This is a genomic window from Mycobacterium sp. SP-6446 (assembly GCF_001954045.1).
Classification (GTDB): Bacteria; Actinomycetota; Actinomycetes; order Mycobacteriales; family Mycobacteriaceae; genus Mycobacterium.
The window spans coordinates 79,268-106,200 of record NZ_MBEM01000207.1; the positions used below are offsets into that span (position 1 = coordinate 79,268).

General features: G+C 67.1%; 26 protein-coding genes. 14 read left to right on the top strand and 12 right to left on the bottom strand.

Annotated features, from left to right (window positions below):
• Positions 1 to 18: 18 nt before the first annotated feature.
• The gene (locus tag A5736_RS18665) at positions 19 to 1,224 is read right to left on the bottom strand and encodes an amidohydrolase family protein (protein WP_076247890.1); all 1,206 of its coding nucleotides are present in this window, start codon (positions 1,222 to 1,224) and stop codon (positions 19 to 21) included.
• A gap of 88 nt (positions 1,225 to 1,312) precedes the next feature.
• On the bottom strand, positions 1,313 to 2,341 hold the full coding sequence (locus tag A5736_RS18670; RefSeq protein WP_076127182.1) for a hotdog fold thioesterase: 1,029 nt from the start codon (positions 2,339 to 2,341) through the stop codon (positions 1,313 to 1,315).
• 63 nt (positions 2,342 to 2,404) lie between these two features.
• On the opposite strand from A5736_RS18670, the gene A5736_RS18675 reads away from it, so the two are divergent.
• From A5736_RS18675 to A5736_RS18690, 4 genes are all read left to right on the top strand, one after another.
• A complete protein-coding gene (locus tag A5736_RS18675; protein ID WP_076247946.1) occupies positions 2,405 to 3,250 on the top strand; it encodes an SDR family oxidoreductase in 846 nt (281 codons plus the stop codon).
• 178 nt (positions 3,251 to 3,428) lie between these two features.
• A complete protein-coding gene (locus A5736_RS18680; protein ID WP_076060439.1) occupies positions 3,429 to 4,394 on the top strand; it encodes a metal-dependent hydrolase in 966 nt (321 codons plus the stop codon).
• Between the two features lie 8 nt (positions 4,395 to 4,402).
• Entirely contained in the window at positions 4,403 to 4,579 is a 177-nt protein-coding gene (locus tag A5736_RS18685) for a ferredoxin (RefSeq protein ID WP_254848403.1), read from the top strand.
• Between the two features lie 4 nt (positions 4,580 to 4,583).
• The gene (locus A5736_RS18690) at positions 4,584 to 5,786 is read left to right on the top strand and encodes an NAD(P)/FAD-dependent oxidoreductase (protein WP_076247892.1); all 1,203 of its coding nucleotides are present in this window, start codon (positions 4,584 to 4,586) and stop codon (positions 5,784 to 5,786) included.
• Here the strand turns inward: A5736_RS18690 and A5736_RS18695 are convergent.
• From A5736_RS18695 to A5736_RS18715, 5 genes are read right to left on the bottom strand one after another with little or no spacing between them, the layout of a single operon-like run.
• The gene (locus tag A5736_RS18695; protein WP_076247893.1) at positions 5,783 to 7,285 is read right to left on the bottom strand and encodes a class I adenylate-forming enzyme family protein; all 1,503 of its coding nucleotides are present in this window, start codon (positions 7,283 to 7,285) and stop codon (positions 5,783 to 5,785) included. The two genes, A5736_RS18690 and A5736_RS18695, sit on opposite strands and share 4 nt — an antisense overlap.
• Positions 7,282 to 8,217 carry an acyl-CoA dehydrogenase family protein gene (locus A5736_RS18700; protein WP_076127191.1) on the bottom strand — a complete coding sequence of 312 codons (936 nt, stop codon included), beginning with the start codon at positions 8,215 to 8,217 and terminating at the stop codon, positions 7,282 to 7,284. Before A5736_RS18700 ends, A5736_RS18695 begins: the two co-directional genes overlap by 4 nt.
• On the bottom strand, positions 8,214 to 9,371 hold the full coding sequence (locus A5736_RS18705) for an acyl-CoA dehydrogenase family protein (protein ID WP_175611330.1): 1,158 nt from the start codon (positions 9,369 to 9,371) through the stop codon (positions 8,214 to 8,216). Before A5736_RS18705 ends, A5736_RS18700 begins: the two co-directional genes overlap by 4 nt.
• Positions 9,368 to 10,462: an acyl-CoA dehydrogenase family protein gene (locus A5736_RS18710; protein ID WP_076247895.1), complete on the bottom strand. Its 1,095-nt coding sequence runs from the start codon at positions 10,460 to 10,462 to the stop codon at positions 9,368 to 9,370. Before A5736_RS18710 ends, A5736_RS18705 begins: the two co-directional genes overlap by 4 nt.
• Positions 10,459 to 11,529, bottom strand: coding sequence for an acyl-CoA dehydrogenase family protein (locus A5736_RS18715; protein WP_076247896.1), 1,071 nt, complete (start codon positions 11,527 to 11,529; stop codon positions 10,459 to 10,461). The genes A5736_RS18710 and A5736_RS18715 overlap by 4 nt, the downstream gene beginning before the upstream one ends.
• Before the next feature lie 71 nt (positions 11,530 to 11,600).
• Between A5736_RS18715 and A5736_RS18720 the strand changes: the two genes are divergently transcribed.
• Positions 11,601 to 12,473, top strand: coding sequence for an LLM class flavin-dependent oxidoreductase (locus tag A5736_RS18720; protein WP_076247898.1), 873 nt, complete (start codon positions 11,601 to 11,603; stop codon positions 12,471 to 12,473).
• Here A5736_RS18720 and A5736_RS18725 read toward each other — a convergent pair.
• The gene (locus A5736_RS18725) at positions 12,436 to 13,155 is read right to left on the bottom strand and encodes an SDR family oxidoreductase (protein WP_076127334.1); all 720 of its coding nucleotides are present in this window, start codon (positions 13,153 to 13,155) and stop codon (positions 12,436 to 12,438) included. The genes A5736_RS18720 and A5736_RS18725 overlap by 38 nt on opposite strands.
• 30 nt (positions 13,156 to 13,185) lie before the next feature.
• Positions 13,186 to 14,019: a FadR/GntR family transcriptional regulator gene (locus A5736_RS18730; protein WP_076127199.1), complete on the bottom strand. Its 834-nt coding sequence runs from the start codon at positions 14,017 to 14,019 to the stop codon at positions 13,186 to 13,188.
• Between the two features lie 64 nt (positions 14,020 to 14,083).
• Here A5736_RS18730 and A5736_RS18735 point away from each other — a divergent pair, with 64 nt between their 5' ends.
• Together A5736_RS18735 and A5736_RS18740 are read left to right on the top strand one after the other, a co-directional pair.
• Positions 14,084 to 16,477, top strand: coding sequence for a CoA transferase (locus tag A5736_RS18735; protein ID WP_076247900.1), 2,394 nt, complete (start codon positions 14,084 to 14,086; stop codon positions 16,475 to 16,477).
• A 17-nt stretch (positions 16,478 to 16,494) separates the two neighbouring features.
• On the top strand, positions 16,495 to 16,686 hold the full coding sequence (locus A5736_RS18740) for a ferredoxin (protein WP_076247901.1): 192 nt from the start codon (positions 16,495 to 16,497) through the stop codon (positions 16,684 to 16,686).
• A 1-nt stretch (position 16,687) separates the two neighbouring features.
• Here A5736_RS18740 and A5736_RS18745 read toward each other — a convergent pair whose 3' ends face one another.
• A complete protein-coding gene (locus A5736_RS18745) occupies positions 16,688 to 17,935 on the bottom strand; it encodes a cytochrome P450 (protein WP_076247903.1) in 1,248 nt (415 codons plus the stop codon).
• Positions 17,936 to 18,077: 142 nt separating this feature from the next.
• Between A5736_RS18745 and A5736_RS18750 the strand changes: the two genes are divergently transcribed.
• From A5736_RS18750 to A5736_RS18775, 6 genes are all read left to right on the top strand, one after another.
• Complete coding sequence (locus tag A5736_RS18750; protein ID WP_175611331.1) at positions 18,078 to 19,196, top strand: aromatic ring-hydroxylating dioxygenase subunit alpha; 1,119 nt, start codon at positions 18,078 to 18,080, stop codon at positions 19,194 to 19,196.
• A gap of 3 nt (positions 19,197 to 19,199) precedes the next feature.
• A complete protein-coding gene (locus A5736_RS18755) occupies positions 19,200 to 20,771 on the top strand; it encodes an AMP-binding protein (RefSeq protein WP_076247906.1) in 1,572 nt (523 codons plus the stop codon).
• Positions 20,772 to 20,834: 63 nt separating this feature from the next.
• The gene (locus tag A5736_RS18760; RefSeq protein ID WP_076127213.1) at positions 20,835 to 21,260 is read left to right on the top strand and encodes a nuclear transport factor 2 family protein; all 426 of its coding nucleotides are present in this window, start codon (positions 20,835 to 20,837) and stop codon (positions 21,258 to 21,260) included.
• Between the two features lie 71 nt (positions 21,261 to 21,331).
• Complete coding sequence (locus A5736_RS18765) at positions 21,332 to 21,805, top strand: MaoC family dehydratase N-terminal domain-containing protein (RefSeq protein ID WP_139333416.1); 474 nt, start codon at positions 21,332 to 21,334, stop codon at positions 21,803 to 21,805.
• Between the two features lie 32 nt (positions 21,806 to 21,837).
• Positions 21,838 to 22,239 carry a MaoC family dehydratase gene (locus A5736_RS18770; RefSeq protein WP_076247950.1) on the top strand — a complete coding sequence of 134 codons (402 nt, stop codon included), beginning with the start codon at positions 21,838 to 21,840 and terminating at the stop codon, positions 22,237 to 22,239.
• Entirely contained in the window at positions 22,232 to 22,762 is a 531-nt protein-coding gene (locus A5736_RS18775) for a maleylpyruvate isomerase family mycothiol-dependent enzyme (protein ID WP_076247908.1), read from the top strand. The genes A5736_RS18770 and A5736_RS18775 overlap by 8 nt, the downstream gene beginning before the upstream one ends.
• Positions 22,763 to 22,853: 91 nt before the next feature.
• Here A5736_RS18775 and A5736_RS18780 read toward each other — a convergent pair whose 3' ends face one another.
• Positions 22,854 to 24,320, bottom strand: a complete 1,467-nt coding sequence (locus tag A5736_RS18780; RefSeq protein WP_076247910.1) for an aldehyde dehydrogenase — start codon at positions 24,318 to 24,320, stop codon at positions 22,854 to 22,856.
• Positions 24,321 to 24,420: 100 nt separating this feature from the next.
• On the opposite strand from A5736_RS18780, the gene A5736_RS18785 reads away from it, so the two are divergent.
• The gene (locus A5736_RS18785; RefSeq protein ID WP_076247951.1) at positions 24,421 to 25,761 is read left to right on the top strand and encodes a lipocalin-like domain-containing protein; all 1,341 of its coding nucleotides are present in this window, start codon (positions 24,421 to 24,423) and stop codon (positions 25,759 to 25,761) included.
• Here A5736_RS18785 and A5736_RS18790 read toward each other — a convergent pair.
• Positions 25,750 to 26,907 (bottom strand): aromatic ring-hydroxylating dioxygenase subunit alpha, encoded by a 1,158-nt coding sequence (locus A5736_RS18790; RefSeq protein ID WP_076247911.1) that lies wholly within the window; start codon positions 26,905 to 26,907, stop codon positions 25,750 to 25,752. The genes A5736_RS18785 and A5736_RS18790 overlap by 12 nt on opposite strands.
• Positions 26,908 to 26,933 lie beyond the last annotated feature (26 nt).

Genomic DNA, 26,933 nt, shown 5'->3' on the forward strand with positions numbered 1-26,933 from the left:
TGTAATCCGGGAACGCCGTCAGGCGGACACGGGCTTCTTGGCCGGCTTCGAGACCTTCATCAGCTTCATCAGGTTGCCGCCCATGATCTTGGCGACATCGTCCTGCTCGAAATCGGTGAGCTCGTCGACGAAGGAGATGGGATCCTTCAGGCCCTCGGGGTGCGGCCAGTCGGACCCGAACAGCACGCGGTCGGTACCCACCATGTTGACGATCTCGGTGAAGCGGTCCTCCCAGAACGGGGTGATGTAGACGCAGCGTTTGAATGCCTCGACCGGGTCCTCGCTGAACGACTGCGGCATCTTCTTATAGACGCCTTTGAGGCCCTTGAAGAGGTCTGGCACCCAGTCGGCGCCGTTCTCGATGGACAGGATCCGCAGGTCGGGATTGCGCGACAGCGCGCCGTGGCAGACCAGCGCGCCCATGGCGTCCAGGATCGGCCGATGGCCCATCGCGAAGCTGCGGAATGGCGTCGGCTTGAACGGCAGGAACTCGTCACCCGGCTCCCACACGTTCGCGAACTCGGAGTAGCCGCTGTCCGAGGCGTGCATCGACACCGGGAGCTCGGCTTTGATGCAGGCCTGCCAGAACGGGTCGAACTCCTCGAGGCCGAAAGAGCGGCTGCCCTTGAAACCGGGAACCGGCGCCGGGCGCACCAGCACCGTGCGGGCACCGCGCTCCAGCACCCATTCGAGTTCTTCAAGAGCGCGCTCGACGATCGGCAAGGTGATCACCGGAGTCGCGAAGATGCGCCCCTCGTAGTTGAACGACCACGTTTCGTACATCCATTGGTTGAGCGCGTGGATGACGTCGTGAGTCATCTCCGGGTCGTCCTTCATGCGCTCTTCGACGAGGCTGGCCAGCGTCGGGAACATCAGGGCGTAGTCGATGCCGAGCTCGTCCATGACCTCCAGCCGCGGCCCGGGCTCGCGGAAAGCGGGGATGGCCTTCATCGGCTCGCCGAGGATTTCGCGGTAGCTCTTGCCCTGGGCGCCGTTACGGAAATAGTCCTCCTGGGCGCCCGGCTTGGCGACCTTTTCGAACGTCGGGTTCGGGATGTACTCGCTGATGTGGCCGCGCACCACGATCTTGGTGCGACCGCGCACCTGTACGTAGTCGATCACGTGTTTGCGGTTCTCCGGGAGGAACTTGGTCAGCGCTTCCTGCGGTTCGTACATGTGGTTGTCGGCGTCGAACACGGGGAAGGAAAGTTCGCGAGACGGCATGGCGATCTCCTTGCAGCAGTCTTGATTCTCAGTCGGTGGTAATGACGTTACCACTTTTGCGCAACAACGTGTACCCGTGCCCGGACGGCTATGCGTCCGGCCAGCTGGGGAGCTTGGGTGTGGTTCCCTCGATCACCGCGAAGTTCACCGTCGCCGTCGCGAGGAGCTCGTCGCCGTCGCCGTAAATGTCGACTTGCATGACCATCGACCGGCGCCCGGACCGCAGCATCCGGGGCACCGCGAACGCCGAGCCTTGCCGGATCGGCCGCAGGTAGCGGACGAACAGGTCCGCGGTCGTCATCGTGGTGCCCGGTTGCAGGTATTCGAGGCCGAACTGTCCTCCGGCCACGTCCACGAGCGTCGCGATCAAGCCGCCCTGCAGCGCGCCGGAGGTGTTCACGACTTGCGGGCTGACCGGCATCGTCATCGCGAATTCGCCCTCGCGCGAACCCGGCCGCATGCCGATCTGCGCGAACAGCTCCGAGAGGGATGGCGCGGCCGACTCCTCGTCGGTCTCCCGGATGCCGAGGGCGCGGCTGCAGAAGTCATACAGCTGGCCGGCGTCGATCGGCGTTCCGTTCAATTCGCTGCCCAGCCAATGCAATCGCTGCGCGCCCACTATCGTCTGCATGACGATCGCGGCCGCCGCGCCGACGTCGAGTCCAGGGTTGAACACGCCCTCGGTGATGCCTTGCCCGACAATGTCCCGAATCAGTTGGTGCATGGGGGAGAGCACGCGCGCGTATTCGCGCGGACGGGTCTCGGCCAGGTACTGGTTGTAGAGGCCGAGCGCGCGATTGAGGCTGTCCTGGGTGGTTGATTCCGGTTGTTGGCTGACGCGGTCGATCAGCAGCTTGAGTGCGGAGGTGCTGTCCAGGCCGGTGGTCTCGGCGCGCCAGCCCTGCGCGGATTGCGCGATGGTCCTGTCGAACAGCGCCAGCAATAACTCGTCCTTGCTGCCGAAATGCTGGTAGAAGGCCCGCAGCGAGGTCTTGGAGCGTGCCACGACCTCCTGCACGGTGAAGTCGGTGCGTCCGGTTTCGCCCAGTATCGCGACTGCCGTTTTGATGAAGCGCTCGGCGCGCGTCACTTCGGTTTCATCGTTGGGACCGGTCATGAGAATGAGGTTACCGCGCGTTGTGGCATATCCGCGAAGGTGGAAACCGAATATCCTGCCGCCATGGCCGCGACGGTGACAGGGAAGATCGCATTCGTTACCGGCGGAGCGTCCGGCATCGGTGCCGCGTTGACAACAAAGCTGTTCGACGGGGGTGCCGAGGTCTGGATCGCCGATCGGCAGATCGGGCTGGCGCAGGAGCTGGCACAACGCCTCGACAATGGCGGTGCAAGGGCGCATGCGGTCGAGCTCGACGTGCGCGACTACTCGTCGTTCGAGGGCGCCGTCGCCGCAGCGGTAGAGCAATCCGGCCGGGTCGACTACCTGTTCAACAATGCCGGCATCGGGGTCGCCGGCGAGGCCGACTCATACACGCTCGATGACTGGAACGACGTCTTCGATGTGAACCTGGGCGGCGTGGTGCACGGGATTCAAGCGGTCTACCCGGTCATGATCCGGCAGGGCTCCGGTCACATCGTGAACACGGCGTCGATGGCCGGTCTCGTCGCCTCGCCCGGCTCGGTGAGCTACACCGCCACCAAACACGCGGTCGTCGGAATTTCGAAGGCGTTGCGGGTGGAGGCCGAGCGCCACGGGGTGCGGGTATCGGTGCTTTGTCCGGGCGCGATCCGGACGCCGATCCTCACCGGCGGTAAGTATGGACGGGTCGATATGCCCGGCGTCAGTGACGAGGACATCCTCAAATCGTGGGAGCGGCTGCGGCCGATGGCGCCCGAGAAGTTCGCCGAGCGCGCGCTTCGTGCCGTGTTGCGGGGAGACGCGATCATCGTGGTACCGGCATGGTGGAAGGCGTTTTGGTACCTGGAGCGGCTCTCGCCGGCGTTGTCGATGCGATTGACGAAGGTAGCGCTGCAGCGCATGCGTGAATTGGAGTCCGCCGCTTCCTGATTGAACTCTCAGGAAAGCAGTACCGACGGTACGAATAACCGGTCCCTCGGGCGGGTACGCGCTTGAGTGAACAGTTGTTCCGCGGCGCGGCGCCGTTCGCTTCGCTGGTGGCTTGACTGTTCGTTTCGAGGCAACGAAGGAACCGGCGGAGGCGCTTCGTCGGCGGGAGGAGCTTCTCATGCCAGAGGTCCAACTTCACCACGAAGGACACCCGAAGTACCGGCGGATGGTCCGTTTCGATTGGTCGGACACACCCCTTCACTGGGTGCCCGGCGACCCGTTTTCGACCCACATGATCAACGTCCTGCATCTGTTGCTTCCCGAGGGTGAGCGGCACTTCATCAAGGCCGTCCTCGAGGCGTCGTCGCTGGTCGATGACCCCGAGTTGGAGGCGGCCATCAAGCCGTTCATCCAGCAGGAGTCCTGGCACGCCTGGGCGCACCAGATCGTGCTGGACCACCTGGCCGAGCAGGGCATCGACACCAAGCCGTACACCGACCGGCTCGGGAGACTGTTGTCGATAACGCTGGGTGACGCCCCCAAGTGGTTTCCGCCGGCACTGAAACGGTGGTGGCTGTATCGCCGGCTGGCCGATGTGGCCGCGCTGGAGCATTACACCGCGATGCTGGGCCAGTGGGTGCTGACCAACCGAGGCCTGGACTACGCGAAGGCCGATCCCATGATGCTGGACCTGCTGCGCTGGCACGGCGCCGAAGAGGTCGAGCACCGCTCGCTGGTGTACGACGTCTTCCAGCACGTCAGCGGCAACTACTGGATCAGGGCGTTCTCGATGTTCTTCACCACACCGTTGTTCGTCGGCTGGTGGATCGCGGGCGCTCGCTACCTGATGGCCCAGGATCCGACCATCGACCAAAAGTGGCGGTGGCGGGACTGGCTGTGGGCCGCCCGCGAGTACCGGGTGGTCGGCCCCTGGAAGCTCATGGTGACGACGCCGGTCCGGTATCTGCGGCCCAGCCACCATCCCAACGACGAGGCGTCCACCCAGATGGCGGTCGACTACCTGAACTACTCGCCGGTGGCGAAGGCGGCCCAGGAGCGGGCGCGCGCTCAGGCCAAGTCGGGCGGACCCGACGGTTCCCGCGGGGTTTCCGGCGTAGCAGCGGAAAGGGCTGAGGTTCGATGAAGGTTTCGGTGGATCTGGACACCTGCGACGGCAACGGCGTCTGTATGAGCATTTGCCATGAGGTGTTCGACGTGCGAGAAGACGGGCTCCACCTGCTCCAGGACGAGCCGCCCGCGGAGTTGCGCCAGCAGCTGATTGGCGCCGAAGTGTCTTGTCCCACGCAGGCGATCAAGGTGGAGGAGTGAGCCGATGCCGAGTCGTCAGCTGAAGGACGTGGTCGTGGTCGGTGCGGGCGTGGCTGGCACGCGGGCGGCCGAGACCCTGCGGCAAGAGGGCTACGACGGTGCGCTGACCATCGTGGGTTCCGAGCGGCAAGCCCCCTACCATCGCCCGCCGCTGTCGAAGAAGTTGCTTACCGGCGAGGTGCACCGGGCGGGTGTCGACCTGGCTCCGCAGTTCGACTTCGAGGCGCGTGTGCTGCGAGGGGCATCGGCGCTCAAGTTGGACATGGCCGCGCGGGTGGTCCACGTGCGCGACGAAAACCAGGATCTGGCAGTGCGATTCGACGGGCTGGTGATCGCCAGCGGCGCGGTCCCACGCCAATGGCCGGGCCCGGTTCCCGACGGTGTGTTCGTGCTGCGCACGGTCGAGGATTGCCTGGCGATCCGCCAGCGGTTGGGCTCGCGGCCCCGGGTCGTGGTGGTCGGCGGCGGGTTCATCGGTGCCGAGGTCGCCGCGAGTTGCCGGTCGTTGGGCCTGGACGTGGTGCTGATCGAGAAGGCCACGAGCCCACTACTGGCCGCCTTGGGCGGCGAGCTGGCACCTCGCTGGGCGGACCTGCACCGCGACCATGGAGTGGACTTACGGGTCGGCGTGGGTGTCGACGCGTTCGTCGGCGACGGCCGCGTGGAGGCGGTTCGGCTCACCGATGGTTCACAGGTTCCGGCCGATCTCGTCGTCATCGGACTGGGCGTGACTCCGGTCACCGATTGGCTCGAGGGCTCGGGAGTGCCTGTGGACGACGGCGTGGTCTGCGATGCCACAGGAGCGGTCGAGGGCGGCACTGACGTCGTCGCCGCCGGCGATGTCGCGCGGTGGTTTCATCCGCTGTACGAACGGCACCTGCGTACCGAGCACTGGGACGATGCCGGACGTCAGGGCGCATTCGCCGCCCGGACGCTGCTGGCGGGGCCGGACGACGCGGAGGCGTACGTCGACGTGCCATATTTCTGGTCCGATCAGTACGACGTGAAGGTGCAAATGCTGGGCGTACCAACCGATTACGATGCGCTCGAAGTTATCGAAGGCGATCCCGATACCTGGGAATTCCTCGCGGCGTACGGACGTGGCGGCCGCACCATTGCCGTGCTGGGGACGGTCTCGAATCGGGTGTACGCCTACCGCGATGCCATCGCGCGGCGCGCCGAATTCCCACCGCAACGGCCTGACTAGCCGCCCCGGGCCGCGATCATCGCGGAGCGATTGACCTTGGTCGCCGCGGTGCGGGGAATCGCGTCGACGAACTCGACGGTCTTGGGAGCCTTGTAGTGGGCGAGCCGGCTTTTGGCGTACTCGATCACCTGCTGCTCGGTGAGCCCATCGTGGCCCTCGGCGAGTTGCACCACGGCATGCACGCGGCGTCCCCACTGCGGATCGGAGAGCCCGATGACCACCACGTCGGCGATGCCCGGGTGGCCCGCGAGTGCCGACTCCACCTCGGCGGGAAAGACATTCGCGCCGCCGGTGACGATCATGTCGACGCGGCGGTCGACGATGTAGAGGTAGCCGTCGTCGTCCAGGTATCCGATGTCGCCGGCCGACACGAAGCCGTCGTCGGTCGACGGCAGTGGCGCCGCGCCGCCCAGGTAGCGGGATCCCGCGCTCATCGGCGCGCGCAGATAAACCTCGCCGTGTTCGCCGGGACCGAGCGGTTTCTTGTCGGCGTCCAGGATCCGGATCTCGGTGTCGCGGAAGCCGCGGCCGACGCTGCCCGGGTGAGCGAGCCACTCGTCGGCCCGCAACGCGGTCAGCCCGAGGTTCTCGGTCATGCCGTACGCCGTCACGATCCGCTCGGGGCTGAGCAGCTCGCACCAGGTGTGCATGAGCGACGGCGGCATCACCGCTGCGCCCTGCAGGATGAACACCACGCTGGACAGGTCGCGCTGCCGGACGTCGGGCCGGGCCGCGATGCGTGACAGCATGGTTGGCGTGGCCGTGAAGTTGGTGATCCGATAGCGTTCGATCACATCCAAAACCAGTGCCGCGTCGAACTTTTCGAGCACCACCAGATGGTCGCCGGCGAGCAGGAACAGGAAGGTGGCGAACCCGTTGGTGTGATACATGGGCGCGGGCACCATGATGGTCTGGGGCTGGGCCACCGGCGTCCAGTTCGCCAGAAACGGTTCACCGTGTTGCGGCGTCCACAGCGACGGCGCGAGGCTGAGGATTACCTTCGGCACACCGGTCGACCCGCTGCTGCAGATGCCGTTGGAGTGGGGGGCAACGGCCTCGGGCAGCGGGCTCGAGGACTCGACGCCCGCGCGCGCCTCTAGCTCCCAGCGGGTGGTTTCGTCGACGACGACGGCGGGATCGATCACCTCGCGCACCCGCTCTCGCTCCCACTCGGGCAGGTCCCAGTGCATGGGTACGGGAACCGCGCCGATCTTCCAGCATCCGAGGGTCCCCAGCACGAGGTGTACCGAATTCGGGATAGCAAGCGCGACAAGGGAACCCGTCTCGCCGCCGCTGGCCGCCAGCGCACGTCCCCACTGGTTGGCGCGGGCGTCGAGCTCACCGAACGTCAGCGACTGTGCGCTGCCGTCGAGCGCGACGACCGTCACCGCCGTGTCGTCGCGCCGCTCTTCGGCGAGCTGCGCCAGTTTGGTCCCGAACGGGATTCCGTCTTCGAGCGGGTTGGGTGTTGCCGAAGGCGCGACGGGCTGGGTGCTCATGCCGATACCGGACCGCTGAACAGTGTCTCCAGCGAGCCGTCCGGCACACCGGGTATCAGCCGCAGCGTCAGCTCCTCGGTGCTCAGCGGCAATCGGATCAGCGGCTGGGTGTGCCGGTCGAGCACGCTGACGTCGGACTCGTCGCAAAAGCCCAGCGCGCCGAGCAATTGATGGGAGGTCCGCAGCACCTGCCGCGCGGTGTCGGATGCCTTGAGTCGAAGGACGAGCGCGTCGGCCGAACGGGCTTGCGGTGCTACCGATTCCGGACGGGAGATGGTGTATTTGGCCAGCTCGTGGAGCCCGCGCACCGCAACGGCGGCGTCCGCGACGGCGAAACGGACCGCCTGGAAGTCTGCCAGCGGCTTGCCGAACTGGATGCGGGCGCGCACGTGTTCGGTGACGATTCGCAGCGACTGTTGCACCGCTCCCAGAATCCGCCATGATCCCAGCACGAGATGAAGATTAACGTCGGCGGCCGGGACGGTTCCATCCGGTGCGCTCAGGGTGGCCGGCACCAGAAACGGCCCCAGTTTCGCGTTGGTCCGCGACCCGGGCTGCGGGTGGTAGCGGTTGCCGTCCAGGTCCGCGGCGATCCAGTCGCCGGGCAGATCGCCGTGATCGATGCGCGGCGCGTCCGGATTGACCAGGGCCAGGCGGGCGCCGTCGATTGTCAGCAGCTCTTCGACGAGCGGATAGGGCAGCGCCGTCGCGCCGGCGGCCTGACAGAGCACCGCGGCGGCCAGCAGATCGTCGGCCGCCGAGCGGACGTCGAGCTCGAACGCGCCGACCTCGCTCAGCGCCGCGCGCGCCGACCGCCGAACCTCGTCATCTGTCTCGGCGCGCAGCGCCGCAGGCGGCCCGCCCAACCGAGTGAGCCGCTTGGCGGCAACGTCGGCGAAGTCGCTGATATCTTGTGGCAGATCGGTTTTCACCGGTGCCCTCCCAACACGTCACGCGCCACCAGCATTTTCTGCACCTCGATGGTGCCCGATGCCACGGTGGCCGCCTGTGCGTACCGCCAATGGTCTTCGATCGCTCCGTGCAGCGGTGCCGAAGCACCGCTGTCCAGCGCGGTGGGGCCCAGCACGTCGAACAGCAGCTCGGCCACCTGCTGATCGCACGTCGTGGTGACGATCCGAGCGGCGCTGGCGGCCGCGCCCGCCGCGGCATCGTCCTGCAGCGACACCGCCCGATAGGCCAGCAGCCGCGCCACCCGGAGGTCCACCAACGCACGTACCCAGCGGGCGCGAATCGATTCGGGCAACGCATTCCAGTCGTCGCCGAGCTCGGTGCGCATCCGGTCGAGCAGCGATTCACAGCGGGCGTACCGCGCGATGCCCACCCGCTCGAATGCGAGCGCCTCGCGCATCACCCGCCACCCGTCGCCGATCTCGCCGAGGACGTCGCCGGGGTACGCCGGCACGTCGTCGAGGAACATCTCGTTGAGGTGGTGCGGTCCGAGCATCGATCCGATGGGCCGGACGGTGAAACCGGGCCGGTCCATCGGGATCAGAAACAGGGTGAGCCGCTTGGGCTTTGGGGCGTCGGGGTCGGTGCAGGCCGCCAGCACACACCAGGACGCCATCAGCGCGTACGACGTCCAGACCTTCTGGCCGGTGATGCGCCAGCCGTCGCCGTCGGGCGTGGCGCGGGTACGCAACGATGCGAGGTCGGTTCCGGCCTCGGGTTCGGAAAAGCCTTGGCACCAGATCACGTCGCCGGAGGCGATGGCCGCCAGGTGCTTGGCCTTCTGTTCGGCGGTGCCGTAACGCATCAGCGCCGGACCCACCCAGTTGATCCCCATGTACTGCGGACCGCGCGGCTCGTGTTGGGCCCACATTTCCTCGCGCAACACCGTCTGCTGCCACACCGAACCACCGCCGCCCCCATGCTCTTTCGGCCAGGCCAGGGCCAGCAGCCCCTCCGAGGCGAGCAGCTTGCAGAATGTCTCGGTGGTTGCCAGGTCGCGGGGATCGTCGGTGCAGGCGCCCAGGAAGTCGGCGGGAATGTGATTGGCTATCAGCTCCCGCAAGTGGTTTCGCAGTTGGCCGGCATCGTCGCCGAGGTCGTAGTCCATCGTGCTCATCCCTTCGGCAGCCCGAGCACCCGCTCGGCGATGATGTTGCGCTGGACCTCCGACGTTCCGCCGTAGATGGTTGCCGCCAGCGCATCCTGGCGTTCGAAGAGCAGATCGGGGTCGCCTGCCGAACGCGGACCCGCCGCGGTGGCGCTGAGCTCCCAAACACGTTGCAGGGTAACCGATCCGAGCAGTTTCAGGATGTCGGCTTCGGGGCTGGGCCGTCCCGCCAATTCGTCGCCGAGCGCGCGGTAGCCGGTGGCCCGCAGGGCTTCGGCATCGGCGAGCAGCGAGCCGAGCTCGGTGTAAAGATCGTCGTCGTGGGCGCCGCGGACCGAGTCGAGGCCGCGCTTGATCTCGACCCAGTTCATCACCCAGATCATCTGGCGCTCGTGCTGCAGCGAGGCCAGCGCGACGTTCCAACCGCCGTGCAGTGGCCCCAGCAGGTTTTCGGCGGGCACCTCGACGTCGTCGAGGAAGACCTCGCAGAACGTCTCGTCGGAGATTGACGCCATCCGGATGGGTTCGATCCGCACCCCGGGCGAGTGCAGGTCGAGGATCAGGCACGAGATGCCGCGGTGTTTCGGTGCGTCCGGATCGGTGCGCGCATACAGCGTGCACCACCGCGACTCGTGTGCCTGGGTGGTCCAGATCTTGTGACCGTTGACCCGGAACGCGTCTCCGTCGCGCTCGGCGCGAGTGCGCAAGCCGGCGAAATCCGACCCGGCTTCGGGCTCGGACATGCCCAGCGCCCACCATTCGTCGCCGCGCAGCAGGGGCACCAGCAGGCGGTCGATCTGCGCGGGCGTGCCGAACTGGCGAATGCCGGGCGCGGCGACGTTGGGGCCGGCGATGTTGGGCAGCTTGGGCGCCGAGCGCATCGCCCCCTCGAGTCGCACTTCCATGGCGTCGCGCAGGCCCAGTGATCGACCGCCGTGTTCGCGGGGCCACGTCGGTTGTATCCATCCGGCCTCGAACGCGGCCCGTTGATAGTCGCGCCGCAGGGCGAGGTCCCAGCGGTACTGGCGATACCTCTCGTAGTAGTCGTTCGGCAGGAATTCCGTCAGCCAGGCGGCGAATTCCTGCACGACGGCGCTCACGCCGCGCCCCCCGCAAAACGGCGGCCCACCGCGTGGTAGAGCGCGCGACTGTCGCCGAGTAGTGCGGCGCCTTGCCACGCACGCCGGACATAGAGGTGGATGTCGTGTTCCCAGGTCTGCGCCAGCGCGCCGTGCACCTGCACCGCGGTGCGCACGCAATTGGCCGCCGCGTCGCCGGCCGCCGCCTTGGCCAGCGCCGCTGCGGTCCAGGCGTCCGCGGGCGCGACGCTAGGGTCGCCGAGGCGGGCCGCCGCCGCATACGTGAGGCTGCGGGCGCGTTCCAGGCCGACGTAGTTGTCGGCCAGCGCGTGTTTGATCCCCTGGAAGGCCCCGATCGGGGTACCGAACTGACGGCGCGCCTTGGCGTGCTCGACGGATCGATGCAGGGCGGCGCTGGCCACGCCGACAAGGTCGGCCGCGGCGGCTACCAACGGCGCCGTCAGCGCCGACCCGACGCCGACCGGTGCGGTCGCCAACGGCTCGACGTCGATCTCCACGTCGGCCACCGGTTGGGCGGGGTCGGTCGACTCGCCCGACGGCACCGGCGTCACCCCGTCGCCGCAGCGGGCCACGGCCACCAGGACGCCGTCATCGGATCGGGCCAGCGTGACGATCAGCTCCGACCGGGACAGGTTGGGCACCGCGACGGCCCGTCCGCGCAGGCGCCCGTCCCGCAGGGTCATCGGGGCCCCGGGCAGTCGGCGGCCGGGGCAGTGCACTGCCAGGGTGGCGACGACGCCGCCGGCGATGTCGGCCAGTGCCGCGTCGAGGCCACCGGCGCGCAACGCACCCGCGGCCAGGCCGACGCTGCTCAGCAACGGGATCGGCGCGATTGCGGCGCCGCACTCCTCGAGAACAACCGCCAGCTCGACGGGCCCGTAATCGCCGCTAGCCTCGGGTGCGGCAAGTTCTGTCCAGCCGAGGTCGACCACCGTCTTCCACACGGCGCGCCAGCGTTCGGGGTCGGTCGTCGCTTGCCGAGCGGCGTCGGGGGGACACTCGGTGCGCAGGATGTCGCGCACAGTGTCGCGCAGCGACAGCTGCTCCGAAGTCAGACCGACGTCCATAAGACCCCTAACATAATAAAAATAGTAAACTAGCGACGCTGTTGCAATCGGCGCGAGCATTGGGTGGGCGCATGGTCGAGTGGTATCTGTTCCTGCCGCAGGTGAGGTTGTCCGCGGCCGACATCGCCGATCGGGCGCTGCACGCCGAGGCCAGCGGCTTCGACGGAATCGCCTTCATCGATCATCTGGAAGCTCCCGGGCTGCCCAACGAAAGTATTTGGGAGGCAATGGCGATTGCGACGTGGGTGGCGGCCAAGACCCAGCGGCTGCGCATCGGTCACCTGGTGCTGTGCGACGCCTTCCGGCATCCCGCCGTGCTCGCCAAGCAAGCCGTCACCCTGTCGGAGGCTTCCGAAGGGAGATTCGACCTCGGCCTCGGCGCGGGATCCTGGCCCGCGGAATTCAGCAGATTCGAAGTGGGCCAACAGGATCCGGTGGCCCGCGTTGCGCAGCTCGGCCGTCACCTGGCCCTGCTCCGCCAGTACTGGGGCGACGGCGCCGACGAGGGCGGCCCCGTTCAGCTACCCAACCGGAACCATCCGATACCGCTGGTCCTGGGCGGCAGCGGACCGCGCATGATGGAACTCGTTCGTAACTATGCGGATTGGTGGAATCTGCAGGCGGATCGCCTCGACCGGCTGCCGAAGCTGGCCCCGCGAACGGGATCCGCGCGGGTCTCGGTTCAGCAGATGATCGGGTTCGCCCGGTCGGGCGACGATCCGAACGCCGTCCGCGAGGTGAGCACCCGACGATTCGGCACCCTGGGGTCGGGCCTGGTGTGCGGCGACGCCGACGAGCTGATTCGGCACTTCGGCGGTCTGGCCGGCCAGGGCGTCGAGCGGTTCTATGTGTGGTTCGCCGATTTCGCCAAGCCCGATTCGCTGCGGGAGTTCGGCGAATCGGTGATCAAGGCGTTCCCTGACGCCGGCGCCGCGCTTCGGTAGGCACCACCGGCGGGCGGGCATACGGGCCCCGCTGCACGGCGGAAAGCCGTATCTCCGGTAGGTCGACCGACGGGTCGACGGTGTCCAGCCAGGCGACCGCATCCGCGACGTCGGACACGCGAATTGCGTACATCTCGAAGGGAACATCCTGCAGCATCTCGGTTTCCACCGGGCCGGGCGTGACGATGTGCACGGCGATGCCGTCGCGGTCGACCTCGAGCGCCAACGCGCGGGCGAACGCGTTCATGCCGGCCTTCGACGCGGAGTAGGCGGTGCGGGCCATCATGGGCTCGTGCGCCGCCGACGACGAGATGAACACGAACCGCGAGCCCGCGCGCATCCGGGGCAGTGCCGCGGCGGTGACGACGAAGCACGAATCCAGGTTGGCCGAAATGATCGTCCGCCACTGCTCGAAGGTCTGCTTGCGCGCGTAGGTTCCGCCCAGCGTGCCGGCCGCGTGAACGACGAGGTCGATCGTGTCCAATGTGCTTATCGCAGAAGCAAATCCGTCCGGGTCGGACGCATCGGCCACGACGTATCGCGCACCGAGCTCCTCGGCGGCCGCGCGCAGCGGGCCCTCGCGCCGGGCTACCAGCACCACGTCATAATCCAGCTCGCACAGCTTGCGACCGCATCCCTTGCCGATCCCGCCGCTGCCGCCGGTGACCACTGCGGTTCGCATGGACTTGCCGCTCACCCAGCAGGCTGCCTCTCAGGAGTGCCGGATATCCCGCGGGCGTGACCCTGAACGGGACTGGGCCTGCGGTGAAAGCGCGTAGATCCGTTGATCGGGCCGGCCGGACAGCACATACGTTTGCGTGTCGGCGAGGTGGCGGCCCGCGATGCGACGAGCCCGGTCGACGTCACCCTCCGCGATCGTCTCCGTCAGCTTGGTGTGGGTGGCCAGAACCGCGCGGCGCTGCGCCAGCGACGGGTAGGTGCCTCGTGCGGCGCTCTCGTCGGCCCACTGCTGTTCGTGGCTGGTCCACAGCGTCTCCAGGCTGCCGACGACCGCGATGATGGTGTGGTTTCCGCAGCCGCGAACCATGAGATCGTGGAATTCCCGGCCGATTTCGGTGAAAAGCCGACCGTCGTCGAGGTGTTCGGCCATCGAATCGTTGACCCGCTTGAGCTCCGGCACCAACGTGTCGGCGCGGTCGGGCCGCTGGGCGGCCAGCGCGGCGCAGGCCGGCTCGAGTTCCTGCAGCGCCATGCCCAGATCGGCGACCGCAACGGACTCGCTCTGCAGAAGCAGGCCAAGCATGTAAGCAGCGCTGGTCTTCGCCGGTGCGTGCACGACGGCGCCGCCGCGGTTGCCCCGGCGGACCGAGACGAGTCCCTCGGTCTCGAGGATCCGCAGCGCCTCGCGCAGGGAGACCAGGCTGACGTTGAACTGTTCGACCAGTACCTCCTGGCGGGGCAGCAGATCGCCGTCGGCGAGCTCGCCGTCGATGATCTGACGGCGCAACTCGTCGGCTACGATTTCGGCGATCCGCGGCGCCGACAACCGGCGCCTTGCGTCGGTCCCAATTCCCAAGGCGGTCATCCGATCCTCGATACAAGCAACTGGCTGGCTTAGCTATCTTAGCAGTAATGGTATAAATAGCTGGGTGAGTCGCGGATCCGACGCCCGGCCGACACCGCTGCACGACCTGCGTGTCGTCGAGATCAGTGACCGGATAGCCGGCAGCTACTGCGGCAAGTTGTTGGTCGACGCCGGGGCGCAGGTACGGAAAATCGAACCACCGCAAGGGGATTCGTTGCGGCGGTATTCCGCCACCTGTTCGGCGGTGCCGGAGGGCTCCAGTTCGCCGTTGTTCAGTTACCTCAACGCGGGCAAGCGCAGCATGACCATCGCCGGGGACGCTGAAGATTTGGCGCGCTATCACGCCGAATTGGCCGCCGCCGATGTCGTGATCGTCACCGCCGGCCGGTCGCGGGCGGCGGCGCTGGGGATCGATCCGGATGTGCTCCTGGCCGACTCGCCGCGGGCGGTCATCGTCACCATCTCCGACTTCGGCTGGACCGGACCGTACGCCGACCGCGCCGCCAGCGAGTTCACCCTGCAAGCGTGGGCCGGCTCGCCCGGCTTCCGGGGCGACCCCGCCGGGCCCCCGATCACCATCGGCGGCGACCTCGGCGAGTACATGGGTGGTGTGTTCGCCGCGTTCGGTGCGCTCGCGGTGCGCCGACGCGTCGAGCGCGGCGGGCCCGGCGAACATCTCGACTTGTCCATGCTCGAAGCGATGACCCTGATGCAAAGCAGCGAGTGGCTGCATTCGCAGTTGCTGCGGGTGCCTCCCATCAGCCGCACCACCGAGGTGCCGTCGATCGAACCCGCCAAGGACGGCTACGTCGGGATCACGATGGTCACCGGCCAGCAGTGGCTCGACTTCCTGGCAATGGTCGAATGCCCCCGGCTCGAGGAGATCGAGCAGCTGCGTTTTCAAATCGGCCGATGGGAGTACCGCGACCTGATCCGCGAGCAGATTCACCCGTGGCTGGCCGAACGGACCGTCGCGGAGATCGTCGAACTCGGGCAATTGTTCCGGCTGCCGATCGCCGAGCTGGGCAACGGCTCCACCATCCGGGACATGGAGTACATGACGCAGCGTGGCGTGTTCGTCCACAACCCCGCGGGCTTTCACCAGCCGCGCGCGCCGTGGCTGATGGCTGCGTGCGCCCCCGCGCCACCGGGCCACACCGCTGCCGTCGGCGCGGACAACGACGAGCCGCCTTGGCGGAAAAGCGAATTCGAGCCCGAGCCTGCGCCGAGGACGCGACCACTCGAAGGCGTTCGCATCGTCGACCTGACCGCGTTCTGGGCCGGGCCGGCCGCAACCCACCTGCTGGCCGCCTTCGGCGCCGACGTCGTCAAAGTCGAGTCGATCCAGCGGCCCGACGGCATTCGTTACTCCGGCGGGATGCGCAAAGACGTCGACGACTGGTGGGAGTACGGGTGGGTGTTCCACGCGATGAACACCAACAAGCGTTCCGTCACACTGGATTTGGGTTCCGATGAGGGTCGCCGCCTCTTCAAGAAGCTGGCGGCCGGAGCCGACGTCGTGATCGAGAACTTCTCGCCACGCGTGATGGACCACTTTGGGCTGACCGCCGAGGTGCTGTTGGAGGTCAACCCCAAACTCGTCGTCGCCCGGATGCCCGCGTTCGGGCTGTCCGGTCCGTGGCGCGACCGCGTCGGATTCGCCCCGACGATGGAACAGATCGCCGGGCTGGCCTGGGTGACAGGACTGCCCGACGCTGCGCCGGTGGCGCCGCGGGGAGCGTGCGATCCGCTGGCCGGCGTGCACGCCGCCTTCGCCGTGCTGGCTGCGCTGAACTTCGCCGAGCGCACCGGGACGGGGCAGCTCGTCGAGCTGCCGATGCTGGAAGCCGCGTTGAACGCCACCGCGATACAGGCGATCGAATCCGAGGTCTTCGGGGCGACGCTGAGCCGCCGTGGCAACCGCGGGCACTGCGACCTGATCCAGAACCTCTATCGCTGCGCCGGCTCGGACGATTGGATCGCGGTCACGGTGCAAGACGACCGGCAGTGGCGCGCCCTGGTCGAGCTGATGGATCGTCCCGCGTGGTGTGACGAGGGCCTGTGCACCGTCGCCGGCCGGCGCGAGCGAGCCGACGACATCGATCGACGGCTGGCTGAGTGGTTCGCCGCCCAGCCCCTGGACTCCGCGGTGGAACGGCTGGCCGGCGCGGGCATTCCCGCGGCACCCGTCGTGTCGCCGTCGCTGGTGACCGACAACCTCCAACTCCGTCATCGGGGATTCTTCGAGGCACTTGACCATCCGAGCACGGGGGCCGGTCTCTATCCGTGCCCACCGTTCGCGGCGCTGGCCGGTCAGGAAAGGTGGCTGCGGCGTCCGGCGCCGCGGCTGGGCGAGCACAATGGGGAGATACTGCGCGATCGGTGCGGGCTGACCGACGACGAACTAAAGAAACTTGCCACCGACGGGGTGATCGGGACCCGTCCCAAAGGCCTCTAGGAGTAAGGGGACATCTGATGCGCGTCACCGTTGACGAGAACCTGTGTGAAGCCAACGGCTTCTGCGAATCCATCGCCGCCGACATATTCGAACTGGGCGACGCCGACGTCGTGCAGATCGCGGACGGACCGGTGTCGCCCGAGCGGGAGATCGACGTCCGCGCCGCCGTCGACCAGTGCCCGAAGGCCGCCCTGCGGCTGGTCGACTGATCTATCGCCCGGTCAGCGATACCGCCATCTCGTCGTAGATCGACATGTTGGTGGTCAGATTCGGATAGGTCACTGTGGCCGGACCGATTTCGATGTCGCCGCAGCGCAGCAGCAGCTCGTCGAACACCGCGCGAAGTTCGGCGCGCGCCAGCATCGCGCCCAGGCAGTGGTGTGGGCCGCCGCCGCCGAAAGCCACATGCGGGTTGGGCTGCCGGCCGATGTCGAAGGTGAACGGCGAGGCAAAGACGTCCTCGTCGCGGTTGGCCGAACGCAGCATCGACACCACTCGGTCGCCCTGCGGGATGTGCTGACCGTCCATCTCCACGTCGACCTTGGCGGTGCGCGTCCAGTACGCCACCGGCGACGCCCAGCGCAGCACCTCCTCGACGGCGGTGGGCCGGAGTTCTTCGTGTTCGCGATACCGTTGCGCCTGTTCGGGATTGGCGACGAAGGCCTGTAGCCCGATGGCCAGAGCGTTCTTGGTGGTATCGCTGCCGGCGAACGTCAACACGAAGAAGAAGAATTCGAGTTCGTTGGCGGGCAGGCTGAACTCTTCGCCGTCGTCGCCGGTGATCACCGCGGAGGCCAGCGTGCTCCAGATGTCGTCGGCGGGATTGCGCCGCTTTTCGGCGGTGAGCTCCATCGCGTACCCGAAGATGGTGGCATAGAGATCCGTATAGCCCTGGCGGCTTGGCCGCGCCCCGGGCGAGTTGGCCTCCAGGATGCGGTCCAGGGAGTCGAAGATTCGCGGCCGGTCTTCGTCCGGTATGCCGATGATGTCGCCGATGACCGTCATCGGCAGCGCGTCGGCGACGTCGGAGATCCAGTCCCCGCCGCCCTCGGCGAGTAGGTCGTCGATCATCCGCGCCGCGCGCGCCCGGATGCCGTCCTCGAGTTTGGCGATCGCGCGTGGGTTGAACGCGTGGGAGATGAGTTTGCGGCGCTTGTTCAGTCCCGGCGGGTCCATGTTGATGATCGTCGGATACGACGAAAACATGCCGACCGGCTGGATCAGCGGGCCGTCGACCGCAGTGAACGAATCGGTGTCCCGATGCAGTCGGACGGCGTGACGGTGCTTGGTGGTCACCCAGAAATCGCGCTGCACGCCCCCGGAAAACAGTGTGGCGACGCCCGGGGTCAGTTCGTGGCGGAAAAGCGGCCTGGTGCGGCGCAGCTCGGTGAATAGCTCGTCCGGAAAACCGTTGCGCCACAGGGCGAGATCGGATAGATCCACCGCCGCAGCAGTCATTTGCAACCTCGCTCAGTCCGGACGTGCCTCGCGCCGCGTTGACGTTCAATGCTTAAGATAGTAAAAATAGATCCAGACGTCGAACCGCGGTCGGCCCAGTAGCGCACGGCTCCTGCTGGTCCAGGCGGGATACGGAGTACTCGTGACGCATACGATTTCAGACCCAACCGAGTCCGATCCGTCGGAACGGGAGTTCGGACAGGGTGGCATCGCGCTGTCGACCTACCGGTTCCCCACGGGCTGGTTCATCGTCGCCTTCGCCTCCGATCTGCAGGCCGGCCAGGTCAAGCGGCTGCACTACTTCGGCGAGGAGCTGGTGCTGTTCCGCACCGAGTCCGGCGAGGTCCATGTGATGGACGCCTATTGCCAGCATCTCGGCGCGAACCTGGGCGTCGGCGGCACCGTCGAGGGCGAGAACATCGTCTGCCCCTGGCATGGTTGGCGCTGGCGCGGCGACGGCACCAACGCGCTGATCCCGTACAGCAAGATCGGATGCAAGAACAACGTCCGCATCCGCACCTACCCGAGCCAGGAGTGGTACGGCTTCATCGTCGTGTGGCACGAGCGTCACGGCCGGGCGCCGTACTGGCAACCGCCGGTGCTGCCCGAGCTGGAAACCAACGAGTACTACCCACTGCACCCGCACACCCAGATGCTCAACCGCGTCAAGGTGCACCCGCAGATGATCATCGAGAACGCGGCCGACCCGTACCACGTGCAATACGTGCACAAGGCCGCCAATCCCGCGACGACGGCCTCATTCGAGGTATCGGGCTATCACCTGCACGCCACCGTCAACGCGCATTTCGGCGGCGGCCGGGCATCGACCTGGTTGACCCCGAACGGGCCGGTCGACGCGAAGATCATCTACGACAACTACTCGCTGGGACTGGGCATCGTGCGGTTCCCCAGCGACCTGGTCGGCACCATCCAGGTCACCGGGCAGACGCCGGTCGACGAGGATTACACCGACTACTTCTACACGCAGGCGTCCGTTCGCGAGCCGGGCGACACCGGCGACGTGCCCACCGGGCGTGCCGCCAAATTCCTGGCCCTGCAGCAAGAAGTCATCAAACAGGACTTCTTCACCTGGGAGAACATGAAGTATCTGGAAAAGCCGAACCTGGCGCCCGAGGAGGCACACGACTACGCCGCCCTTCGCCGCTGGGCCCACCGCTTCTACCCGGGAACCGAACCTTCGCCCACCGACTTCGGCTACACCGTCGCGGGTGAGCCCGACCCGGCGGCTGCCAAGGCCTGAGACTTGCTCGGGCCCTCCGATTTCGGCGTCGATCGTTTCACCGTGCCGGCCGTGCTGGATCGCCGGGCCGAGCAGTATCCCGACCGGGTGATGATGTCGATCGCGGGCGTCGACGTGACCTTCGAGCAGATGCGCCGACGATCCTGCGCCGCCGCGCGTGTGCTGACCGAAATGGGCGTCGGCCCAGGGGAATGCGTGGCGCTGTTCACCGCCACCTGCCCCGAGTGGGTGTACTTCTGGCTGGGCGCGGCGCGCATCGGCGCGGTAAGTGCGGCGGTCAACGCCGCGAACAAGGGCGACTTCCTGCTGCACACCCTGCGATTGGCCCAGGCCAAGGTGATTCTCACCGACCCCGAGCGACGTTCCCGCGTCGACGAGGTCACCGACGGGTTGGACACGGTTACTCACGTTGTGGTGCAAGATGATTCACTCGCCGAGGCGCTGAGCGCCGCGCCGGCGGGCGACGGCGTTAGGCCCGGCATAGCCACACGCGCCGACCAGCTGGGATCGCTGTTTTACACCTCGGGCACCACCGGGCCGTCGAAAGCGGTTGCCACGACGTGGCATTACCTGTTCTCGGTGGCCGCGACCGCCGCCGCGGCATGGGAATTTCGCGCCGGCGAGGTGCTGTGGACGGCGATGCCGTTGTTCCACCTCAGCGCCGCGCCCAGCGTGCTGGCCCCGATGCTGGTCGGCGGAACGACCGTGCTGGCGCAGGCTTTCCATCCCGGCGAGGTGTGGGATGACATCCGCGCCCGCGGCGCCATCGGCTTCGCCGGCGCCGGCGCGATGGTCTCGATGCTGCAGAACCTGCCGGCCGATTCGCGCGACGCGCAGCTGCCGCTGCGGTTCATCTCGGCCGCCCCAATCGACGCGAAGTCCTACCGTGCCATCGAAAAGCGTTACGGCTGCCGCATCGTCACGATGTACGGGATGACCGAAGCGTTTCCGATCGCCGTCAAGAACGTGGCCGACGACGGGGTTCCCGGGACGTCGGGCCGGCCCAACCCCAACTTCGAGGTGCGCATCGTCGACGAGGACGGCAGCCCGGTGCCCGCCGGCACCGTCGGGGAGATCACCTGCCGGCCCAGGCACCCGCACGTCATGAGCGAGGGCTATGTGACCGAGGGCCTGCAGGTTGCACCCCACCAAGAGTGGTTCCGCACCGGCGACCTCGGCCGGCTCGACGCCGACGAGAACCTGACCTATGTGGACCGCATCAAGGATTCGCTGCGCCGGCGCGGCGAGAATGTCTCCTCGGTTGAAGTGGAGGCCGTCGTCATGGGTCATCCCGCGGTGGCCGAAGCCGCCGCGATCGCGGTGCCCAGCGAGCTGGGCGAGGACGACATCCTGCTGATCGTGACGTTGCGTCCCGGCGCGACATTGGATTACGCGGAGTTGCTCGACTTCTGCGCCGCCCGCATGCCGTACTTCTGCGTGCCGAGGTTTGTCGAGACCGTCAGTGAACTTCCGAAGAACGTCATCGGGCGAATACGTAAAGATCTGTTGCGATCTCGGGGATTGAATCCCGGCGCCTGGGATCGTGAAAGGCACGGTTATATCGTTGCGCGTTGAATTGAGTTAGCGTTACATGCAGGCAATTTGCCCCGCGATTTCCAGAAAGGCTGGAGAGCCAAGATGACCCTGACATACCAGCAAGAGCAGTTCCTCCACGCCGCGATTGCCCGGGCAGCCATCCTCGACCTGACCGCCCGGCACAACCGGGCCTACTCCAACGGCGACCGTGACCGCTGGATCGCGACGTTCCGCCATTCCGGTGGCCGCTACACCCGAGATGGCGAGGTGTTCACCGATCTGCACGCGGCCTTCGATGGCGGCGACGGGCAGCGCCTGGTGAGCGTCGATCACGAGATCCGCGTCGACGGGGTTCACGCCACGCAACGCTGTGTTGCCGTGCTTTACGCCGCCATGTACGGCGACACCACGCTGCGCGCGACCGGGATGTTTCGGGACCACCTGATCTACGAGCGCGGCGGCTGGTATTTCGAATCCCGGGAGCTTTCTTGGGATTCGGTGCCCAGCCGGCACCCGCTGGTGATGTAAAGCGGCACCGATACGTGGACTCCGACCTCAGCTATCAGCTGACCTTCGGCACCTACGAGGATGCGCTGCGCATGGTCGGCGCGGCGGGCGAACCGCGAACCGCGAGGACCCCCGTCAGCGGCGCGCGCATCCAATTGTTCGCCGCGATGGTGCACGACGGCAATCGCTCGTATTGGGATGCCGAGTTCGCCCGGCAGAAGTGGGGCGGCCTGCTCGCCCCGCCGGCCCTCTTGATGGGCTGGCTGATACCTCCGCCGTGGGAACCGGCGGGCAGACCGCCGGCCGCCTCGATGGTGCTGAGGGTGCCGTTGCCCGGCACCACATTCATCAACGCGGCCAACGACGTCGAGTTTTTGGAGCCGATCGTCGAGGGCGATCTGCTGACCGTCGTCGAGGAGCTGGTTTCGGTGTCGCCGGAAAAGCGGACTCGACTCGGCGTCGGGCATTTCGTCGAAACGCTGGAGACCTATCGCCGTCAGGACGGGACCGTCGTCGCCACGTGTCGCAATACGTTATTTCGGTTCACTCCGGGCGGCGCCTCGTGACCGATCTGGACTGGAACGACATCAGCGTTCCCATGCAGCTGCCGGAGGTGGTCGACCACATCAGCTACCAGCGGGTCGTGGAGAACGCTGGGGCAACGTGGGATTACTTCCCGGGCCACTTCGATCCGAACTACGCCCAAAACCAGGGCAACCCAACGATTTACGTCAACACCATGCACCTCGCAGGATTCGCCGACCGCGTCGCAACCGATTGGGCGGGCCCGAGCAGCCGCGTGGTGCGCCGCTCACTGCGACTCGCCAGCCCGGTCTATGCCGGCGACACCATCACCGGCCGCGGCCAAGCGGTGGCCAAACGCCGGGACACCTCGGTGCGGCCGGCGCGCTGCCTGGTGGACATCAAGGTCGAGGTCACCAATCAGCATGGCGCCCTGTGCTGTCCGGTGGAGCTCACGGTGCAGTTTCCCAATGGCTGACGGCGTGGCCGAACTGCATCTGGCGGTATGCCGGCGGTTCGGCGAGGCGGTTCGGTCTGCCGATGGCAAATGGGACCGCCGCTCGCCGTGCGAGCAGTGGGATGCCAGGGCAGTGCTGGAGCACGTGATCGGCTTTCACGACGTGCTCATCCTTCGCCCCCTCGGGCTGAAACCCGTTCGCCCCCGCGAAGATCCGCAGGCGCGATGGCAACTCACCTATGACTCGCTGACGAAGGCCTTCGGCTCCGGCAGGATCACTGAGCTCGTCGCGTACAAGCTAATACCGAGCCTGACCCGCGACGTCTTGGTGCACACCTGGGACCTCGCGCGTGCGGTGGGCGCCGACGATCGCCTCGACCCGGGATGGTGCGAGCTGTTCTACGCGGAATTGCCCGCGGATCTCAAGGCCTTGGGCCCGCCCGGAATGTTCGGCGCCCCGGTCGCGGTGCCCGACGAAAGCGACGCGCAGGCAAGGCTTCTCGCGCGGCTCGGCCGCGATCCGTCCTGGCGATGGCTGCACTGACGCGCCGAGCGTGAAGTGGTTGCGAAAAATCGGCCGAATTTTCGCAGTGGCTTCACGCTCGCCGTTCTTTGGGGGACGGGGAACCCAACTTTTATAGCGGCGGCAACTGCCCTTTGCAGACCAACGTCTGCAGCTCGACGTACTCGTGCAGCCCCTCGGGACCGAACTCGCGTCCGATGCCCGATTGCTTGAAGCCGCCGAACGGCGCACCGATGTCGAGGGTGTACATGTTGATGCCGTAAGTCCCGGTGCGAACGCCCGCCGCGACCTCGAGACCATGCGCGATGTCGGCCGTCCACACGGAACCGGCCAGGCCGTAGTCGCTCTCGTTGGCGATGCGGATCGCGTCGTCCTCGTCGCGGTAGCGCAGCACGGTCAACACCGGGCCGAAGATCTCCTCCCGGGCGATGCGCATGTCATTGGTGGCGTCGGCGAACAGCGTGGGCCGCACGTACCAACCGCGATCGGCCGGGCTGTCCTCGCCGCCGAGGACCAGGCGGGCGCCCTCGCTTTGGCCGGACCGGATGTAGTCCTGGACGCGGCGTTGTTGCCGTTGGGCCACAAGCGGTCCGATGTCCGTCGACTCCTCGGCCGGGTCGCCGACGTTCAGGCCCGACATCATGCCGGCCAGCGCGTCGACGACCTCGTCATGGCGCTTCTCGCTGACCAGGATGCGGGTCTGGGCGACGCACGCCTGCCCGTTGTTCATCAGGCCGGCGGTCTTCAGGCCCGCTACCGTCTTGTCGACGTCCGCGTCGTCGAGGATGATCGCCGCCGACTTGCCGCCCAGTTCCAGGCTGTAGCGCTTCAGCTGCTCGCCGCACAGGGTGGCGATGCGGCGCCCGACGGCGCTGGACCCCGTGAACGCGACCTTGTCCACACCGGGATGGCGAACCAGCGCCTCGCCGACGTCGGTGCCGCCGGGGAGCACGGACACCACGCCTTCGGGCAGGTCGATCTGCTCGATCATCTCCGCCAACCACAAAGCGTCCAAAGGCGTTTCGGGTGCCGGCTTGACGATGACCGCGCAGCCCGCGATCAGCGCCGGGATCAGCTTGGGCATGATCAGGAATTGCGGCACGTTCCACGGCACGATCGCCGCGACCACACCGACCGGGGCCCGGCGCAGATGCACTTCGCCCAGCACGCCCTGGCGGCGTTCGACCCATGGGAAGTCGCGTGCGGCGGCCAGCGCGAGGTGGATCAGCGTCGCCGCGGCCGCCCCCTGGCCCATCCGGCTGAAGCTGCGCGGAGACCCCATCTCGTCGGTGATCAGGTCGGCCATCTCGTCCATGTGGCCGGCGTAGATCGCAGCGAGCTGTTCGACTTTGGCCATCCGGTCCGCGTGGCTCATCCGTGGCCAAGGGCCGTGGTCGAAAGCTTGCCGCGCCGCGGCGACGGCGGCGTCGACGTCCTCGGGTCCGGCCACCTGGATATGGCCGACCGGCTCCTCGGAGTGCGGTGAGATCACGGCGAGCTGCTGCGGGTTGGCGGGCTTGCGCCACTGCCCTCCGATGAAGAGTTCGTCATAGGAACGATGGTCGGATTTCTCTGTCATCGGGGCACTTCCTCGGGGATGGGACCGCGACCGCAACTTCGCTATTGACGCTAACATAGCGAAGAAAGCAGGATTGCGCCGTGGCAAGGAAGCGCACATCGTGAGCGACGACTGGCGCAGTTACCCGTTTCGGTTGGTGCCCGCCGACAGCCAGTTGGAGTTTCCCGCCGCCGAGGGCGAACACCCCGACCAGGAATCTGACACCTGGTTCATCGCCGGACAGCTCGACGCCACCGAGAGCGGCCGTTCGTTCGCCTTCCTGACCATCTTCAACAAGAACCGGCCCGGGGGCACGATCGTCGCGGACTTCTACACGATGGCGCTGTTCGACCTGGATTCCGGCGACTACGGCACCTATACGGATTACGACATGCCGCCGGCCAACATGGAACCGGGAGCGCAGCGCAAGCTCGCGATGGCGGTGGGCCATCTGGACATCAGCTATCACTGCAGCGCGGGCACCGCGTCGTGGACCGCCTGCCGCGACGCCGACGGCGAATTGCTGCCCTACACCTATCGGGTCAGCCTGGTCGGCGAGGACCACCACGGCCGGTCCATGCGACTGGATTTGGCCGTAACGCCCACGCGGGCGCCGACACCGGTGGGCGCGTCGACCTACAACGGGAAGATCGTGTGTTTCGGCCAAAGCGAGACCTACTCCTACTTCCAGACCGGAATGGCGATGACCGGAACCTTGCGGTGGGGCGACGTGGTCGAGCAGGTGTCCGGCAGCGGCGGGCATGTCGACCGGCAGTGGTTTCCGAAATATGCCGGCGGCGGCGGAAGCGGGGGAGACCCGCGGGCCCGGTCGCACGAATGGCGCACCATCAATCTCGACAACGGTATCGACCTGAGCATCTGGCGGCAGTTCGACCGCACCAACGGCAATGCGCTGCAACCGTTTACCGGGGTGACGACGAGCTATCCCGACCCGGCCATGGCACCGGAATGCGCCGAGGACGTCGAGGTCACCGTCAGCAGCTACGTGCGATGGCCGGAAACGGTGCGGCCCCTGGTGCGCCCGCTTGCGCGCGCCCGATACCTGCCCGATCGGCACCGGATCACCTGCGCCACACTGAAATTGGATCTCGTCGGGGAGCCGCTGGTAGCGGCCCCCGCCCACGGCCTGCCGATCGAATACATGGAAGGCCCATACCGCTACCGCGGGACCCTGCGGGGCGAGTCGGTGACCGGCTTCGCGTTCAACGAGCGTTCGCTGGCGCTGTACCGGGATTGGGAGCTGGTCGAGGTGCTGGCCACCACCGTCGCGAACGCCGAACCGCCGATCCCCGAGGCGCAGGCGACGGTGAATCAGCTGGTGCCGTTGATAGCCGCGGGAAGGCGGGGCGAAGCGCTGCAACTCCTGGCCGGCGCGCGTCCCAGCCAAAACGAGGCGCTGACAACCCTTTTCGACGACCTTGTCGCGGCGCTATCCGACTGACCTGTGCGCCGAGCGGGCCAGCGCCTCGGCCCATGCGATATGGCGATGCTGCAGTCCGGGTTCGTTGCGCCCGAACCGAAGCCGATCGCGCGCGCCCGATTCGAGGTTGGCCTGCAGCCCCTCGACCAGCTTGTAGTCCTCGTCGCGCACGGTGGCGTGCGCGTACTCGAAGACGGCCTGCGCCCCGGCGGCTACGGATTCCTCGGACAGATCCAGCGGCGTCGAGTTCTGGTGCACGGTGATAGACCGGCCCGGTCGGTCGCCCGGGTAGATACGGAACAGCTCGCCGTTGGCGATCGTCACCGACAGCACGATGTTGGGGAACAGCGCGTAGATGACGACCATGTTGTGGAAGGGATCCCACTGCTCTTCGGGAACATTCTCCAGCTCCAGAATCGTGTTGAGCGGGAAGATCAACCGGTGATGCGGCCCGTACGAGTCGAACACCGTGCAGTTGCTGCGAGCGATCCTGGCGAAGGTCTGCTGATGGACGGTGGCGAAATGGTAGTTCTCCGCGAAGGTGTCGACCGCCAGCTTCCAGTTGATCGGGCAGTCGAGGACCTTCTCGCCCAGCGGCGACCACCGTCCGATGCCCCACGAGTCGAGTTCGTCGGCCAGCGGCCCCAGATGCGCGGCCACATCCAGGGTGGCGCCGGGATCCATTGCCACCCAAAGGAATCCGGCGAATTCGGCGGCCGGAAGCTCCGTCAAACCGTCGGACTTGACGGCTACCCCCGGGAAGCCCTCGCGGCCCGGCAGCCCGACCAGCGTGCCGCTGTTGTCGTAGGTCCAGGCGTGGTACGGGCAGGTGAACCGCTTCGCGCTGCCGCATCCCGTGACCACTTGCGACTGCCGGTGCAGGCAGACATTGTCGAACGCCTTGACCGTTGCGTCGGATGTTCTGGTCAGCAGGACCGAACGCCCCATCACCGTCTTGGTGCAGTACGCGCCGGGAGCGGGGAGCTCCGAGACGTAGCCGACCAGTTGGGGAGTGGCCAGCAGCAGGTCCCGATCGCGGTGGTGCCGCTCGAGTGACGTGTAGTCGGCCGCGTCGACCGTGTGCTCGCCGGGCGCGAGGTCGGTGGTCTTGTCGCGGGCCAGCTTCAGGGCTCGTCGGGTCAGGTCGATGAGCTGATCACGGTCCATCGTCCCAGTACAGACCTTGCGACGGT